Origin of the sequence: Fictibacillus sp. 5RED26 (assembly GCF_015903895.1) — a bacterium.
GTDB classification, from domain to species: domain Bacteria; phylum Bacillota; class Bacilli; order Bacillales; family Fictibacillaceae; genus Fictibacillus; species Fictibacillus phosphorivorans.
Genome location: NZ_JACZDU010000001.1, coordinates 1,329,073 through 1,345,066 on the forward strand (window position 1 = coordinate 1,329,073; position 15,994 = coordinate 1,345,066).

The 15,994-nt window shown below is 39.5% G+C and carries 12 protein-coding genes and 2 other annotated features; of the genes, 9 read left to right on the forward strand and 3 right to left on the reverse strand.

Annotated elements, in window-relative coordinates; translation table 11 throughout:
* Positions 1-12: 12 nt before the first annotated feature.
* Positions 13-1,374, reverse strand: a complete 1,362-nt coding sequence (locus IHV10_RS07005) for an MATE family efflux transporter (RefSeq protein WP_197127897.1) — start codon at positions 1,372-1,374, stop codon at positions 13-15.
* Between the two features lie 87 nt (positions 1,375-1,461).
* Between IHV10_RS07005 and IHV10_RS07010 the strand changes: the two genes are divergently transcribed.
* The 6 genes from IHV10_RS07010 (at position 1,462) to IHV10_RS07035 (ending at position 9,974) form a co-directional block, all read left to right on the forward strand.
* Entirely contained in the window at positions 1,462-1,743 is a 282-nt protein-coding gene (locus IHV10_RS07010) for a hypothetical protein (RefSeq protein ID WP_197127898.1), read from the forward strand.
* A gap of 47 nt (positions 1,744-1,790) precedes the next feature.
* Positions 1,791-1,995, forward strand: a binding site (T-box leader).
* A gap of 47 nt (positions 1,996-2,042) precedes the next feature.
* Positions 2,043-3,725: an arginine--tRNA ligase gene (gene argS / locus IHV10_RS07015; protein WP_197127899.1), complete on the forward strand. Its 1,683-nt coding sequence runs from the start codon at positions 2,043-2,045 to the stop codon at positions 3,723-3,725.
* A gap of 104 nt (positions 3,726-3,829) precedes the next feature.
* Positions 3,830-4,765: an EamA family transporter RarD gene (gene rarD, locus IHV10_RS07020; protein WP_197127900.1), complete on the forward strand. Its 936-nt coding sequence runs from the start codon at positions 3,830-3,832 to the stop codon at positions 4,763-4,765.
* A gap of 171 nt (positions 4,766-4,936) precedes the next feature.
* Positions 4,937-7,792 (forward strand): 2-oxoglutarate dehydrogenase E1 component, encoded by a 2,856-nt coding sequence (locus tag IHV10_RS07025; protein WP_197127901.1) that lies wholly within the window; start codon positions 4,937-4,939, stop codon positions 7,790-7,792.
* Positions 7,785-9,059 carry a 2-oxoglutarate dehydrogenase complex dihydrolipoyllysine-residue succinyltransferase gene (gene odhB / locus IHV10_RS07030; RefSeq protein WP_197127902.1) on the forward strand — a complete coding sequence of 425 codons (1,275 nt, stop codon included), beginning with the start codon at positions 7,785-7,787 and terminating at the stop codon, positions 9,057-9,059. Before IHV10_RS07025 ends, odhB begins: the two co-directional genes overlap by 8 nt.
* A gap of 366 nt (positions 9,060-9,425) precedes the next feature.
* Positions 9,426-9,974: a nuclease-related domain-containing protein gene (locus tag IHV10_RS07035; RefSeq protein ID WP_197127903.1), complete on the forward strand. Its 549-nt coding sequence runs from the start codon at positions 9,426-9,428 to the stop codon at positions 9,972-9,974.
* Between the two features lie 629 nt (positions 9,975-10,603).
* On the opposite strand, the gene IHV10_RS07040 is transcribed toward IHV10_RS07035, so the two are convergent.
* Positions 10,604-11,566 carry a quinone oxidoreductase family protein gene (locus tag IHV10_RS07040; protein WP_197127904.1) on the reverse strand — a complete coding sequence of 321 codons (963 nt, stop codon included), beginning with the start codon at positions 11,564-11,566 and terminating at the stop codon, positions 10,604-10,606.
* A gap of 155 nt (positions 11,567-11,721) precedes the next feature.
* On the opposite strand from IHV10_RS07040, the gene IHV10_RS07045 reads away from it, so the two are divergent.
* Positions 11,722-11,922, forward strand: a complete 201-nt coding sequence (locus IHV10_RS07045) for a DUF6501 family protein (RefSeq protein WP_144700434.1) — start codon at positions 11,722-11,724, stop codon at positions 11,920-11,922.
* A gap of 56 nt (positions 11,923-11,978) precedes the next feature.
* Here the strand turns inward: IHV10_RS07045 and IHV10_RS07050 are convergent, their stop codons facing one another.
* Positions 11,979-13,058 (reverse strand): bifunctional 3-deoxy-7-phosphoheptulonate synthase/chorismate mutase, encoded by a 1,080-nt coding sequence (locus IHV10_RS07050; RefSeq protein ID WP_197127905.1) that lies wholly within the window; start codon positions 13,056-13,058, stop codon positions 11,979-11,981.
* Positions 13,059-13,373: 315 nt separating this feature from the next.
* Positions 13,374-13,582: a binding site (T-box leader), on the forward strand.
* 153 nt (positions 13,583-13,735) lie between these two features.
* On the opposite strand from IHV10_RS07050, the gene aroC reads away from it, so the two are divergent.
* Positions 13,736-14,905, forward strand: coding sequence for a chorismate synthase (gene aroC / locus IHV10_RS07055; protein WP_197127906.1), 1,170 nt, complete (start codon positions 13,736-13,738; stop codon positions 14,903-14,905).
* Positions 14,906-15,979: a 3-dehydroquinate synthase gene (aroB, locus tag IHV10_RS07060; RefSeq protein ID WP_197127907.1), complete on the forward strand. Its 1,074-nt coding sequence runs from the start codon at positions 14,906-14,908 to the stop codon at positions 15,977-15,979.
* Positions 15,980-15,994: the final 15 nt, after the last annotated feature.

Sequence of the window (15,994 nt, forward strand, 5' to 3'; positions counted from 1 at the left end):
CCTTGAGCTGGTTTATTTTTGTTCAGAAGAGGAATAAGAATGTGATTGTATATATTTTAATCGAGCAAATAAAATGATAGCGCCAGCTGAAAGACCAGATATCAATCCGATCCAATACCCATATGCACCAAGCGACGTAAAATTAGCTAGGTAGTATCCCACCGGTAGACCGAGCACCCAGTATGAGATAAATGAAAGCATAAAGGTGACATTTACATCTTTATAGCCTCTTAGTGCACCTTGAATCGGAGCGCCTATAGCGTCAGCTAGTTGAAAGAACACCGCATACCATAAGAACGAAGTCGTAAGTTGAATGACTTCTGGTTCTTTTGAATAGATTCTCGCTACTTGTTCATCGAACACCATTAAGAGACCAGAGAGAATTAGGGCAAAGCCAACAGCCGTAACGATTCCTATATAGCTATACTGTGCGGCATCCTTAAAGCGTTTCGCGCCTACTTCATAACCAACTGCAATCGTGAGTGCAAAAGAGATACTCAAAGGCAGCATATATAAGAATGAAGCAAAGTTTAGTGCAGCTTGGTGAGCAGCGATTGTTATCGTGTTGAAATCACTCATTAAAAGTGTAACAGCAGCAAATATACTTACTTCAAAGAAGATGGCAAGACCAATCGGGACGCCGATCTTCAACTGTTCTTTCCAAGCAGTTAAAGAAGGTTTATAGAACGTTCGAAACAGTTTATATCTTCTGAACGGGTTCATGTTAATAACGATCATAACGGTTATAATGGCAGTTACCCAATACGTTATTGCTGTTGCCACACCAGCACCTACACCACCTAATTCGGGAAAACCACCTTTACCGAATATGAATAAGTAGTTAAAGATAGCATTTACGGGTAATCCAATCAGTGTGATAAACATCGTAATTCTAGTCTGACCTAAAGCGTCGATGAAAGATCGAAGTGCACCGTATAAAAACAGCGGCATGATGCCGAACGATAATGCGATTAAATAGCCTCTTGCCACATTTTCTACTTCTTTTTCGAGAGACATCGCACCTAAAATGGAATCTAACACAACTGATCCTAATGCAACAACGATGACTGAAATTACGACCGACAAGTAAACAGCTTGCATGACGGACCGGGGCACATTTTTTGTATTCTTAGCTCCTTCAAGCTGTGAAACAATAGGTGTTAATGCCATTAGGATACCATTTAGTCCAGTGAAAATCGGAACCCATAAACTCGATCCGATAGCTACACCTGCTAGTTGATCTGCACCTGAACGGCCGCTCATTACCGTATCTAAGAAATTCATGGCATATAAGCCTAACTGAGTGATCAATACGGGGATCACCAGTATTAAGAAATTTTTATATTTACTTCTTAACGAATATGTCTGTATCATCTGCATACTTCCTTTAGTAGTTAAACTGTCAATTCGAGACAATGAATTATATCATAAAACATAACTAATATACGTGAAGGAGAAACTATGAGTGTTCAATTTCTTTTTGAAGTTCAATCTGTTCTGCCAGGAGAGCAAAGCAACGAAAAAATTGTACTGGTTTCAACAGAGCTTTTATATAGAAGCAGTGGAGAAACAATCTATACAGGTGTAATACCGGTAAGAGTAACTGAGCATGGAGTGTTTGTATCGGTCCCAGCAGTTACAGCTGCCTTCAACTCAAAGTATTTACGAACGGAAACGTTATTTCGGTTAAAACGATACATTAAACGAATGAGAGATTACTTGGATTTTGATAAAAAGGAATAAGTTGACTTTTTGCTTTCACCTTCATATAATATGAAAAACTATATGTCAGAACATTTATGAAAAAGAGAGTAGTCTGTAAAGATGTTATATAGCGAGCAAGGGATTGGTGTAAGCCTTGCACAACTTTCAGACGAAGCGCACTTTGGAAATGTTTGCTTGAAAACGAAGTAGAGCAAACCGGGACTTCCCGTTAACAAGTCAAGTGGCCTTTAGGCAATGAGAGTGGTACCGCGGTTAATTTCCGTCTCTTCTATTAATTTAGAAGAGGCGGATTTTTTTTATTTTAGGGAGGTTAAAGAATGGACGGTAAAAAATTATTTGCAGCTTATTTAAAAGAAAAAATTGGTAGTGAACTATCTTTCGAAGAAATTGATTCCGCTATTGAAAAACCTAAACAAATTCAACAAGGTGATCTAGCATTTCCTTGTTTTCAATTAGCTAAGATCTATAAGAAGTCTCCAAATGAAATCGCAACAACGTTAGCTGGTGGAACGAGTCAAGATGCGTTTGAGAAAATAGAAGTTGTAGGAGGCTACGTGAATGCTTTTTTAAATAAAAAAGTAGCTGCTGCTTCGCTGTTAACTCAAATATTAAAGGAGAAAAACAACTATGCAAATCATCGTTTTGGTAATGAAAAGACAATCGTTATCGATCTTTCTTCTCCTAATATTGCAAAGCCTTTCTCAATGGGACACTTGCGTTCAACAGTAATTGGTTCCTCAATAGCCGCGATCAGTGAAAAATGTGGGTACACGACAGTTAAAATTAATTATATAGGTGATTGGGGTACACAATTTGGTAAATTAATCTGTGCGTATTTAAAGTGGGGGTTGGAAAATAAGGTAAAAGATAATCCGATCGGAGAGCTGACTAAACTTTACGTTCGCTTTCATGAAGAAGCTGAAAAAGATCCTTCGTTAAATGATGAAGGGAGAATGTGGTTTAAGAAATTAGAAGATAATGATCCCAAAGCAAAAGAATTATGGATCTGGTTTAAAGAAGCATCCTTAGACGCATTTCAGAACATCTATAAATTATTGGATGTCCATTTCGATTCTTATAACGGTGAAGCGTTCTTTAACGATAAGATGGAAGCTTCCGTAAAAGCCCTGCAAGAAGAGCATTTGTTAGAACTCTCTGATGGTGCCCAGGTTGTAAGAGTAGGTGAAGATCTACCACCGTGTTTGATCAAAAAAACGGACGGCGCCACTCTGTATGCTACACGTGACATTACTGCTGCCATTTATAGAAAGAAGACCTATGACTTTGACGAGGCATTCTATGTTGTCGGTCACGAACAATCTCTACATTTTGAACAAGTGAAACGCGTATTGAAAAAGCTTGGACACGATTGGGCTGATCACATGCATCATGTTCCTTTCGGGCTTATTTTACAGAATGGTAAAAAGATGAGTACACGAAAAGGAAGAACTGTACTATTAGAAACTGTTATCTTAGAAGCAGTAAAGTTAGCAGAACAAAATATTAGAAGTAAAAATCCTGAACTCCAAGATTTACAGAATGTCGCACGTCAAGTAGGGGTAGGCGCGGTTATTTTTCATGATTTAAAAAATGAGAAAGGAAACGATGTGGAATTCTCGCTTGATACGATGCTTAAGTTTGAGGGTGACACGGGGCCGTATGTGCAGTATACAGCTGCTCGAATACAGACATTATTAAATAAAGGGAATTTTAACGGAAGTGTTCCGAAAGAGTTGTCTATCGAATCAGAAAGCTGGGAGATTCTATCTGTATTAAATGAATTCCCTGAAGTTGTTGAACAGGCATTTCGCAGAAAAGAACCATCTGTTATTTCAAAATATGTCTTAAAGTTATCTCATAAATTTAATCACTACTATGCAAATGTGAAAATATTAAACACTAAAGAAACGCCGGAACGACTTGCGTTATGTGCAGCAGTTCAGATCGTCCTGAAAGAAGGATTACGATTATTAGGCGTTCAAACACCGAATAAAATGTAAAGTTACCCGTTATTTTGCTGCGAAGTTTATTTAGTAGCAAATCATCTAGAATCCGTTATATAATCTTATAACTTCATATAAATTATGGGATCGAGGAACGGACAATGAAATTAAATGAACATACGAAGGGTATATGGTATGCCGCTTTTTCTTATTTAATATGGGGATTCCTTCCACTGTATTGGAAACCACTTCAATCAGCAGGATCCGTTGAGATTTTAGCACACCGCATCTTATGGTCTTTTCTTTTAATGATCGCTGTAATGTTCTTATTAAATAAGAAAAACGCTCTTACAAGAGATGTAAAAGTGCTCTTTGGTAATAAGAAACAATTTCTATCTGTATTTACCGCTTCACTATTAATAAGCGGGAATTGGGTCATGTATATTTGGGCCGTCAATACAGACCATGTTGTTGAAGCTAGCTTAGGCTATTATATTAATCCACTTGTTAGTGTAATTCTGGGCATGCTTGTATTGAAAGAAAAATTAAACAGCTGGCAGCTCGTATCCTTTGTATTAGCCGCATGTGGTGTTTTTCTATTAACGTGGCAACATGGAGAGTTCCCTTGGGTAGCTGTTTCTCTAGCTCTTTCGTTCGGCCTGTATGGACTTGTAAAAAAACTTGGGAGTTTTGACTCGTTAACGGGCTTAACATTTGAGACGATGTTTGTCTTTCCATTAGCTTTCATTTATTTGATCTATCTTCAATGGAACGGGGAGGCGTCATTTATTTCTGGAGGCACTTCTACGACACTACTTTTATGGGGAGCTGGACTTGTGACTGCAGTCCCATTACTTTGCTTTGCGCAAGGTGTAAAGCGGATCTCTATGACGATGATCGGTTTTCTACAATACATTGCTCCCACTATCATGCTCGTATTAGGTGTATTTTTGTATCATGAAACATTTAGTCAGATTCATGTCATTTCATTTACCTTGATATGGATCGCGCTCCTTATTTTTACGGTCAGCAAAACAAAATGGGCAAATTATCTCATAAATCGTAAAAAACAAAATTCACTTTCTGCGAAAATATAGTATAATGGCAATGACCATTGTTACAGTTGAAACCTTATCAATGATAAGGTTCTTTTCATTCATTGTTTGAGAGCGCTTTAAATAGGGAAAAATTCAATGGCGAGAAATGATGAATCACCTGTTAACAGCAACAGCACAATACTTACAAAGGGAAGCAGGAGGGAACAAAAGATGAGTCATCAACGTTCCAAATCAGAAAATCCTTGGCAGGGACTAAGTGGACCAAATATGGCCTACATCCTTGAACTATATGATCAATATAGTGTGGATCCGGAATCTGTTGACAGTTCATTCAAAGAGAAATTTGATGCTTGGGGGCCTCCTATTGAGGGCTCTGTATCAAATCAACGTACTGCACAGAGTTTTGATGGATTGGATTTCGAGAAATTAGCAGCTGCATTAAAATTAGCAGAAAACATTCGCACTTACGGTCACTTAGCAGCTAACTTATACCCAGTAGGGGAATTTCCGAAAGACAACCACCATATTGACCCGAAAGAATTTAACTTAACTAAAGAAGATTTGAAAGCGATACCACCTTCCTTTATTTGGAAAGAAGCGCCATCTAGTGTTAAAGACGGCTATCAAGCCATCCAAATGCTTCAGGAAGTGTATACGAAAACAATCGCTTATGAATTCAGTCATGTACATGAGACTGAAGAGCGCCAATGGTTAAACACCATGGTTGAAACTAGCCAACATTATCCTAAATTTTCGGCTGAAGATAAGAAAAACCTTTTAACACGCCTGAGTGAAGTTGAAGGATTTGAGAAATTCCTTCATAAAACATTCGTTGGGCAAAAACGTTTCTCTATCGAAGGCGTTGATATGCTGGTACCGATGCTTGATGAAGCAGCTAAAGAAGGATGCCGTGACGGAGCAGAACATGCTCTGATCGGAATGGCACACCGTGGGCGTCTGAACGTACTTGCTCACGTTCTTGGCAAACCTTATGAATTAATTTTCTCAGAATTTCATCATTCTCCAAACAAGGAGCTAATTCCTTCTGAAGGTTCTAGAGGAATTAACTTCGGATGGACGGGAGATGTAAAGTACCATCTAGGTGCAAGCCGATTAGTTGAAACAGATCAATCTCATAAAATTAAAATCTCACTTGCTAATAACCCAAGTCACTTAGAGTATGTTGATCCAGTTGTTGAAGGATATACAAGAGCAGCTCAGGAAACGCGTGACAAGAAAGGTTATCCGGTGCAAGATACTTCTAAAGCATTTGCGATCCTTATTCATGGTGATGCTGCATTTCCTGGCGAAGGAATCGTTGCTGAAACATTGAACTTAAGTCGCCTTAGAGGGTATCAAACGGGTGGAACACTTCATATCATCGCAAACAATTTAGTAGGTTTTACAACAGATAGCGGTGATTCTCGTTCGACGAAATATGCGAGTGACCTTGCTAAAGGTTTTGAGATCCCGATCATTCACGTTAATGCAGATGATCCAGAAGCATGTATTGCAGCTGTACATCTTGCTTATGAATATCGTAAAAAGTTCCAAAAAGATGTTCTGATCGATCTGATCGGATATCGTCGATTCGGTCACAATGAAATGGACGATCCATCTGCAACACAGCCTCGATTGTATAAACATGTAAACAGTCATCCGACCGTTCGTGACGTTTATGCAAAACAGCTTGTTAACGAAGGTGTACTATCTGATGAAGAAGTAAAGTCTATTGAAAATGATGTATTAACAAAGCATCAGACTGAATATGAAAAAGTTCAAGGTCGCAAAGAAAAATTCAAATTGGAAGACACAAGACTTCCTGATCCGTTATCGAAAGCACTTCCTGATATCGATACCACAATTTCAGTTAGTGATCTTCAAGAACTTACAGAAAACATGCTGAAGTTCCCAGAAGACTTTAATGTATATCCGAAAATCAAGAGAATCCTTGAACGCAGACGCAAGTCATTCCAAGGGGAAAAGATCGATTGGGGTATGGCTGAATCATTAGCGTTCGCTTCTATCCTTAAAGATGGAACGCCGATTCGTATTACGGGGCAAGACTCTGAGCGTGGTACATTCGCGCAAAGACACCTTGTATTAAACGATAGTGAGAGCGGAAAGAAGTTTTCTCCATTGCATGCCATGGATGACATCGATGTTTCGTTTGCGATTCATAACAGTCCATTGTCAGAATCATCAGTTGTTGGTTTTGAGTACGGTTATAATGTATTTGCACCTGAAACGCTTGTTATTTGGGAAGCACAATACGGAGATTTCGCGAACGTTGCTCAAGTTCTGTTCGATCAGTTCTTATCAGCAGGACGTGCGAAGTGGGGACAAAAATCAGGTATGGTGATGCTTCTTCCTCACGGATATGAAGGTCAAGGACCTGAGCATTCAAGTGCACGTCTAGAAAGATTCTTACAGTTAGGTGCAGAAAATAACTGGACGGTTGCTAACGTAAGTACTGCTTCACAGTACTTCCATTTGCTACGACGTCAAGCAAAGCTTCTATCAATGGATGAAGTTCGTCCGTTAGTCGTTATGACACCTAAGAGCTTGCTGCGTGACACGAAAGTAGCATCCATGGCGGAAGCTTTTGAAAGTGACCACTTTATGCCATTGTTACAACAACCTGGTCTAGGCAAAGAAAAAGACAAAGTGAAGAAAATCTTACTTTGCTCTGGTAAGATTGCGATCGATCTTGAAAAAGCTCTTGAACAAGATCAAGTAGCAAGAACGGAGATGCATATCGTTCGTGTTGAACAGATCTATCCGTTCCCAGAAGAAGAGATGAATGCTCTATTAAAAGAGTATCCAAACGTTGAAGACTTGATCTGGGTGCAAGAAGAGCCGAAAAACATGGGATCGTGGTTATACATCGAACCAAAACTTCGTGCTGTAGCACCAAAAGCTCACGTTTCTTATATTGGACGTCAAGAACGTTCGAGTACGGCTGGTGGGGAACCAGACATCTATAAAAAAGAACAAGAACAAATCATCCAAACATCATTAGCACTAGACATTCAATCGCGAGAGGGAGGCCGTGAACATGTTTGACGTTAAAGTTCCGGAGTTAGCCGAATCAATTTCAGAAGGTACAGTAGCACAATGGCTTAAAAAAGAAGGCGACACAGTTGTTAAAGGTGAAGATCTAGTAGAGCTTGAAACTGATAAAGTAAACATTGAAATCAGTGCTGAGCGAGATGGCGTTTTAAAAAATATCAAAGTTGAACCAGGCGACACTGTAGCCGTTGGGGATATCATCGCTTCTATCGTTGAAGGCGGAGCTTCTGAGTCTGCAGAACCTGCAGCAGAAGAAAAGACGGACGAAAAAGCAGCTCCAACTCAACAAAAACAAGAGCCCGTCGTTGAAAAAGACGCGGCTGAAGAAGAACTGAAAGCTTCTGATCGCCCGATCGCATCTCCTGCAGCTCGCAAGCTTGCTCGTGAGAAAGGCATCGATCTTTCTGAAGTGAATGCTCGCGATCCTCTAGGACGCGTTCGCACGGAAGATGTAAAACGTCACGCTGAAGGTGGAAGCACGGAAAAAGCTGCTCCGGCATCTAAGCCAGCAGCATCGGCTTCTAAACCAGCTGCTTCTGTTGAAGCTGTAAATCCTGAGAAACCTGTAGAGCGTGTGAAGATGTCCCGCAGACGTCAAACGATCGCTAAGCGTTTAGTTGAAGCTCAACAAACAGCAGCGATGCTTACAACGTTTAATGAAGTTGATATGACGGCGATCAACGAAGTTCGTGCTCGTCGTAAGGACAAGTTCTATGAGCAAAACGGAGTTAAACTAGGATACATGTCATTCTTCACGAAAGCTGTTGTCGGAGCACTGAAAAAGTTCCCTGCCATCAATGCTGAAATTCAAGGCGATGAAATGGTTCTTAAGAAGTTCTACGATATCGGAATCGCAGTTGGTGCAGAAGAAGGACTAGTTGTACCAGTTGTTCGCAACGCTGACCGTCTAAGCTTCGCTGGTATCGAAAAAGAAATCGGAAACTTAGCTGAGAAGGCACGTTCTAAAAAGCTATCATTAGAAGACCTTCAAGGTGGATCATTTACAATCACGAACGGCGGAATCTTCGGATCGATGCTTTCAACACCAATCTTGAACGCACCTCAAGTTGGTATCCTTGGAATGCATACAATCCAATGGAGACCAGTAGCGATCGATAAAGAGCGTATGGAAAACCGTCCGATGATGTACATCGCGCTTTCTTATGATCACCGTATTGTAGATGGAAAAGAAGCGGTAAGCTTCTTAACAACGATTAAATCACTTCTGGAAGATCCAGAATCACTTCTTTTAGAAGGTTAATGTTTAGTACTATAATGATGATATGGAACGCCCCCTGCTTGCAGGGGGTGTTTTTTTGTGGGTTCGAACAGGATAGGTCTTTAGTGCGGTGTGGGAGGTTAGCGAGTGTTTTGGAAGGAAGGTGGCTGGATTTGTCGAATGGCCTTTATTTTTGATTTTCGGCTTAATTGTGGTTGGTGTCAGCTTAATTGGTAGGCTAAACGACTTAATGAACGTCTTTTTTGACTTAATTTTTTCATTTTAGACTTAATTGTGCACAACCTAAATTCCGAGCAAAAATTATTCATCAAACCATTGCTGAAAATAAAGGTTTTTTCTCAATTTTTATCGAATGACATATGTACTAAAATAGCTAGAGGTGATACCTTGATAAAAAAACCACGTACCAAGCCCCTGAAACTATTAAAATTAGACGCCATCTTACAAAGATTAGTACACAATCATATGAAACACGGTGAATTACAAATTGAATTTGCTAGATATTCAGCAGGTTATAGAGGTGAAGTGGCATTAGATTTTTTTTTGCACGATTTAGATGAGAATTCATACCTCATTTTTCATGACTTGCGACTTCCAAGAGATAAAGAAAAGAAGTACTACTTTCAGATTGACTGTCTGATTCTTCATTCTTCGTTTGGCATATTACTCGAAGTTAAAAATCTCTCAGGTGATCTATATTTTGATCATCACTTCGATCAGATGAAACGAACGAAAAATGGCATAGATGAAACATTTCCTGATCCAGTAAACCAGGTCCAACAACAAAAATCATATCTGGATAGCTGGTTCACAAGAAATCAGTTGCCTAAAATCCCACTTTATTCCCTCGTTGTTCTAACAAATCCTAATCTTTTATTACACTATCACCCCATTATGGCAAAAAAGCAGCTCATATTATTCGAGCTAAGGGTCTAGCTAATAAAGTTCAAGACTTTTCAGCGATCCATCAAGAAATCCTCTCAAAGAAAGACCTCTCAAAACTTACTTCAAAGCTATTAAAGCAACACGAAAAGCATAATCCAGACGTATTAAGAACATATAACATCAAGAAAACAGATCTTATTACCGGAGTCTTTTGTCCAGACTGCAATCATGTTCCTATGAAACGAGACAGAAGTACTTGGGTTTGTTCTAGGTGCAATGTAAAGTCCAAAAATGCTCATATAAGAGCAATCCAAGACTACGCACTGATCTTTGGTGAGCCAGTTAAGAACAAAACCTTAAGACGTTTTTTACACATCGATTCTTCTACATGTATGAAAAATCTTCTAAAATCCATGAATCTTACCCCGAGCGGACCTACTAATTCAGCAAAGTACCAACTTCCTATTCCTTAATATCTCTACTGACATAAAATTATTTCAATCTAATAAAAAGCAAGAATAAAAACCTTCTATTTTAACTTTCTATATCACTTGCAAAATGCAAATAAAAATAGTTGTAAAATACATTCATTGCAACGATTATAAATTTGCATTTTGCAACCAATACGCAAAAAAGGCAGCTGCAACATGCAGCCACCTAAATCACACACCAATATTCTATTAAGGTATCAACAAAATCTTCCCTGTACTCTTTCTACTCTCCAAATACTCATGAGCTTTTGCTCCGTCACGCAAAGAGAAAGATGTTTCATTAATTTTTACATCTCCATCCTTAATCCATTCAAACAGCTCGCTTGAACGTTTTACACGTTCTTCGTGAGAGGTTAGAACGTTCCACAAGTCGCCTCCGGTCAACGTCTTAGAACTATCCATGAGCATGCGGGGATCAATGGACACAGGGTCGCCGCCAGCCATACCAAAGAATACTACGGTTCCGCCAATCCTTGTAACTTCGAAACTGTCCATTATCGTAGAACCAACTGACTCGTAAACAACGTCTACACCTTTGCCAGATGTTTCACTCAACACGCTTTCTTTCCAATTATCATTATACAAGAATACTGAATCCGCTCCTGCTTCAAAAGCGACCTGACGTTTTTCTTCTGAAGATGTAAGACCAATAACTTTTCCGCCAAGCAACTTGATGATCTGGATCAATAGCTGTCCAACACCGCCAGCGGAAGCATGAACCAATGCAACATGACCTTGTTTAATCGAAAAACTGTCTCTAGTCAGATAGTGTGCAGTCAACCCTTGTAACAAAAGAGAGGCTGCTGCTTCAAAGGAAACACCTTCTGGAATGGGTATTGCTTTTTCATTAGGGACAACGACCAGTTCCGCGTTTGCAGCGGGTACATCTGCGAATGCGATACGATCTCCAACAGAAACACCATTAACAGCACTGCCAACTTCTTTAACGATTCCTGCTCCTTCATAACCTAGAATGTAAGGAGGCTTTCCTTCTAGATGATAATTGCCTTTTCTTCTATAAACATCAGCGAAGTTTAAGCCAATGGCTTTCATTTCTACCAAAATGTCTTGGTCACCTATAACTGGATTCTTAATTTCACGATAGTCTAAAACCTCCGGACCACCGAATGAGTCAAAAACTAATGCTTTCATATATGTAGATCTCCATTCTAATAATTATCTTCCTTATCATATTAACCGAAACAATCTGTGAAATACTAGGAAAGGAGCTCTTATAAATGAATTTGACAGATAGAGCAGGGCACATTATGATTTAACAAAAGAATTTCTTAAAGGAGAGAGACTTCATGATTCATTTAGAGTGGGCGAACAGAGAAACAATTCGCGAGATCAAATGCGTACATACAGATGCAAAAAAATATATGGTTAACCGTGCTTTAACTGCCGGCAAAACATATGAACTAAAAAATGAAACAGAGGAATTTTATTTTGTAGTAGATAACACAGGGAAAATAGGCGGATACTACAAAGAATATTTCGAAGGCTAAGCCATAAAGCGACCAAAGAATAAGCCTGACTCATTGAGCCAGGCTTATTTTATCTATTAAGAATGAATCTTCTTTTTTTCCTTGTTTAATAGAGCATCCATGAATTCATGGAATTCTGGAATGTTCATCTGTTGTGCTGAATCTGATAGCGCTACTGCTGGGTCAGGATGTACTTCAGCCATAACTGCATCGGCTCCGATCGCCATTGCCGCTTTAGCAGCAGGGAGGAGAAGGTCTTTTCGGCCCGTTGAGTGTGTTACGTCCACAACTACCGGGAGATGCGTTTCTTTTTTAAGAATAGGTACCGCTGAAATATCGAGTGTGTTACGAGTTGCTCTCTCGTAAGTACGAATACCGCGTTCACATAGAATAACTTGTGAGTTACCTTGAGCCAAGATGTATTCTGCAGCGTACATGAATTCTTCAATCGTCGCAGCTAACCCACGCTTCAGCAATACTGGTTTGTTCACAGATCCAGCTGCTTTCAATAGATCAAAATTCTGCATGTTACGTGCGCCAATCTGAATCACATCAACATAATCTAGCGCCATCTCAATATCGTTCGGATTAAGAATTTCACTTACAACAGCAAGCTGATGTTCATCTGCTGCTTTACGAAGAATTTTTAATCCTTCAAGTCCAAGACCTTGGAAGTCGTAAGGAGACGTACGCGGTTTGAATGCGCCACCTCGGATTAGTGTTAATCCTTTTTCTGCAATGACTTCTGCTACTTGCTTCACTTGTTCGTAGCTTTCTACCGCACAAGGACCCATGATGAAGTGGGGATTACCATCACCAATCTTTTCACCTTTTACATTTACGATCGTATCTTCAGGTTTCTTTTTACGAGATACGAGTAATGCTTTTCGGTTATCATCTTTTTGGAGCTCCAAGCTCGCTTTGAAGATTTGCTTGAAGATGTGCTGTACCGTTGATGTTTCGAACGGACCATCGTTATGAGAAGCAATCAAATCTAATAGCTCTCTTTCTCTTACAGGATCAAACCGTTTAACTCCTTGCATTTCCTTAAGCTTTCCAATTTGTTGTGCAACATTACCTCGTTCATTTAAAAGTTCTAAAATTTTTAAAGAAATATCATCCATCTGTTTGCGTAAGTCTGCTAATTCGTTTGACATGTGTGGTTCCTCCCCATATTTATACTACTGTAATTAGTTCCTATATCGCGGCCGCTCATAGGCTTATATATATACATCGTTACATAGACACTTTCGCGCTTTAAAGCGTGTGTCTCATAAAGTATTGTTTGTAACTTTAAAGGGATTTCAAAAGAATGTCAAGTACTTACACAAAAAAAGACAAAAATTATTTTTCAGCCTGTTTTACAAGCTTTTTGACATATAGATGAAGGTAATGTAAATTTTAAGAAAAATGAATGAATTTCCTTTACAACAGCGCTTCAACGTGCTAAAACTGTTTATAACTTTATAAAACAAATCGCAATGAAAGAACAGCAGTAGTGAAATGGTTCCCTGTTATTAGAGAGCTGATGGTGGTGCAAATCAGTACATAGCCTTTCACGAATTACAATTCTTGAGCATGCTTTGAAAAAGGCCGGAAAAATTTCCGTTAACAAAATGAAGGTGGCAAAGATATATTCTTTGCTGTCAGGGTGGTACCGCGATGATAATTCGTCCCTGCTTATTAGCAGGGATTTTTTTGTACTATCAGAACTATTTTTACAAGTGCAATAAGTAAAAAAGGGAAATGTTATGTACAACTAAGGCTGACTCAAAGATAAACGGTTCAGCAAAGATTTTTCTATAAATAAACAGGCAAACAGGAGGAATAGAACATGAGATATTTAACAGCAGGGGAGTCACACGGCCCTCAACTCACAACAATCATTGAAGGTGTACCAGCAGGTTTGCCTCTAGTAGCAGAAGACATTAACGAAGAACTAGCTAGACGTCAAAAAGGGCATGGGCGCGGACGTCGAATGCAGATTGAGAAAGATCAGGTTCAGATCGTAAGTGGTGTACGTCACGGAGTAACGCTCGGCTCGCCGATCACACTCATTGTTGAAAACAAAGACTTTACTCATTGGACGAAGATCATGGGTGCTGAACCTCTCGAAGACGACAACGGAGAAGTGAAACGTGTTATCTCTAGACCTCGACCAGGTCATGCAGATTTAAACGGTGCTATCAAATACAATCATCGAGATATGAGAAACGTGCTAGAACGTTCTTCAGCCCGAGAAACAACTGTAAGAGTTGCAGCAGGTGCTGTCGCGAAAAAGGTTCTAAAAGAACTTGGTGTTGAAGTCGGTGGACACGTGTTAGAACTAGGAGGAGTTATCGCAAAAGACACTACTTATGAATCGTTAGAAGAACTTCGTGAAAAAACGGAGGTTTCACCAGTTAGATGTTTAGATAAAAATGTTGAAAAAACGATGATGGAAGCCATCGACAAGGCAAAAGAAAACGGAGACTCGATCGGTGGAGTTGTAGAAGTAATCGTAGAAGGTATGCCAGTTGGCGTAGGAAGCTACACCCATTACGATAATAAACTCGATGCCAAATTAGCAGCAGCTATTATGAGTATAAATGCATTTAAAGGTGCTGAAATTGGTATTGGATTTGAAGCAGCACGAAAACCTGGAAGTGAAGTGCATGATGAGATTCTTTGGGATATCGAACGCGGCTATACAAGAAGAACAAACAACGCAGGGGGCTTCGAGGGAGGAATGACGACTGGAATGCCAGTTGTTGTACGTGGTGTGATGAAGCCGATTCCTACTCTATACAAGCCGCTAAACAGTGTGGATATTGAAACAAAAGAAGTCTTTGCCGCAAGCATTGAACGCTCTGACAGCTGTGCAGTCCCTGCTGCTAGTGTTGTGGCAGAATCTGTTGTTGCTTGGGAGCTTGCAAGTGCGCTAGTCAATCAATTCGGACAAGATAACATGGAAGTGATTAAGAAAAACATCGTGCAGCACCAAGAACGTGCAAGGGTGTTTTAAATGAACACGATACACATAACAACACCTTCAAAGAACTACCCGGTTTTTATTGGTGAAAAAGTAATTAATCAGATTAAAGTAGTTCTTGAAAATCTGAATCCTTCACCTAAGAACCTATTGATCATAACAGATGAAAACGTTGGAGCTCTCTATTTAGAAACCGTACAAAGAGTGATCGGTGATGCATTCACTCATGAAACGATACAAATTCAGGCTGGTGATGATCAAAAGTCTTTTGAGAATTATATGGCTTGCCAAAGTTTTGCTCTAACTAAAGAGCTCGACCGGTCATCTGTTGTTATTGCGCTTGGAGGCGGAATGATCGGAGACCTTGCTGGATTTGTCGCTGGCACCTACATGCGAGGAATTCGCTTTATTCAAGTTCCGACTACTATTCTTGCACATGATAGTGCAGTAGGTGGAAAAACAGGTATTAATCACCCTGAAGGTAAAAACATGATCGGCGTCTTTCATCAACCTGAAGCAGTGATCTATTCCACAGACTTCTTGACTACCTTACCACTTAACGAAAAAAGATCTGGCTTTGCGGAGGTCGTAAAACACGCATTGATTGCTGATGAAAATCTATATCGTTCGTTAAGAGAAAACGTTAAAACCATTGATGATCTAAAAGGTGACTGTCTACAGCAAGCTCTTATAAAAGGCATTGAAATAAAAAATGCGATCGTCACACAAGACGAGAAAGAAAAAGGAATTCGTGCATATTTGAACTTTGGTCATACACTCGGCCATGCTATAGAAGGAGAGCTTCAATACAAAGGCATCACTCATGGTGAAGCAGTTGCATTAGGTATGCTATTTGCACTTTCACTAAACGAGGGCACAGAAAATTTAGGAAAAGAACTAAAACTGTGGCTAACATCTTTAGGTTATCCGTCATTTCCTAAGCATTTATCTTCTTCCTCATTAATCAATCGTATGAAAAAAGATAAGAAAGCTGAAAAGGGCATGATTCAAATGGTGCTGCTGAACGGTTTCGGTAAGCCCTATTTATCACCTTTTACTTCAAAAGAATTAGAGCGTAAATTATCTTCTTTTATAGGAGAGATTTAAAAAGGAGTATGAATA